Raw genomic sequence first — 1,276 nt, forward strand, 5'->3', positions numbered from 1 at the left:
GGGGTCTGAGGTGTACCGGGTTTAGTGGACAGTCCAAATGGGAGACAATACTCAGATGGACAATGAAGAAAAGCTTGGTAATGAGGAATGCGGCCACAGCAAGGAATTCAAGCTGGCGGCGGTATCACGATTGAATGAAGGCGAAAGTGGATCGGCTTTGGCTCGAGAACTGGGTGTGCAACGCAACCAGTTGTATAAATGGGCCCGGGAAGTCGATAAGCGTGGTGTTGAGCTTGCGTTTAGCCGTCCGCGTGGCCGCCCTCCGTTGAATGAAGAGAACGAGCTGACGCGACTGCGGCGTGAGAACGAACGGCTAAAGATGGAGAACACCATCCTAAAAAAGGCCGAAGCGTACTTTGCGCGCCGCAAGCCGTGAGGTACGCCTTCATCCATGAGAACGCTCAGCGCTTCCCGCTGGCGCTGATGTGCCGCATTTTGCAGGTCAGCCGAAGTGGCTGCTACGCTTTCCAAAATCGGCCATTAAGTCTGCGTAGCCGGGAAGATTTGGCCTTACGCGAGTGTATTGAACGCCTGCACCATGCGCATCGTCGCGCCCCTGGCATTATCAAAACATGGCGCTTGCTGCAGGCCGAAGGGCATCAGGTTGGCCGCAATCGGGTGGCACGTTTGCGCCGCTTGGCTGGCCTGAGTACGCAGCGCACCCAGCGTTTCAGGACAATGCGCACCTATCAAAAGAGCGAACCATCGGCCCCAGACCTGCTTAAACGCCACTTTGAACCTGGCGCGCCCGGCCGTGCCTGGGTTGGCGACATGACCGTGATCCACACCCGATTCCAGGGCGCCCTGCATCTGGCCGCCTTTCTTGATGTTGGCACACGTCGTGTCACAGCCTGGGCCACCGGCAGCGCCCAGACAGCAGACTTAGCCATCTCTGCTCTGCAGAAGGCACCCGCCTTGCCAACTGGCGCCATCTGCCACACCGATCAAGGCTCGCCATTCTCCAGTTCGAGCTTCCGGGCATTTCTGGCCCAACATGGAATGCGTCCAAGTATGAGCAGGAAAGGAAATTGCCACGACAATGCTGTGGCAGAGAGCTTTTTCTCCACACTAAAGAACGAGATGAGCCACCATCAGACCTTCGATGACCATGCGAGCCTCAATGCCGCTCTCAGTGATTACATCGACACGTATTACAATCAACAACGGATTCATCAATCACTCGGCTACCGCACACCCGCCAAATTCGAATCCGAACACCGGTGTGCCTAATTAGGCTGTCCATTTTTCCGGTGCATCTCAGTCTGACCCCATTTTT

2 protein-coding genes are annotated in these 1,276 nt (G+C 56.1%); both read left to right on the forward strand.

All coding sequences use genetic code 11. The features are described from left to right. Nucleotides 1-37: 37 nt before the first annotated feature. On the forward strand, nt 38-376 hold the full coding sequence (locus LZ005_RS21490) for a transposase (protein WP_237811066.1): 339 nt from the start codon (nt 38-40) through the stop codon (nt 374-376). Then, nucleotides 373-1,230, forward strand: a complete 858-nt coding sequence (locus tag LZ005_RS21495) for an IS3 family transposase (RefSeq protein WP_237811075.1) — start codon at nt 373-375, stop codon at nt 1,228-1,230. Before LZ005_RS21490 ends, LZ005_RS21495 begins: the two co-directional genes overlap by 4 nt. The last annotated feature ends 46 nt before the right edge of the window (nt 1,231-1,276 follow it).

The organism is Massilia sp. TS11, from assembly GCF_022012445.1.
Classification (GTDB): domain Bacteria; phylum Pseudomonadota; class Gammaproteobacteria; order Burkholderiales; family Burkholderiaceae_D; genus Telluria.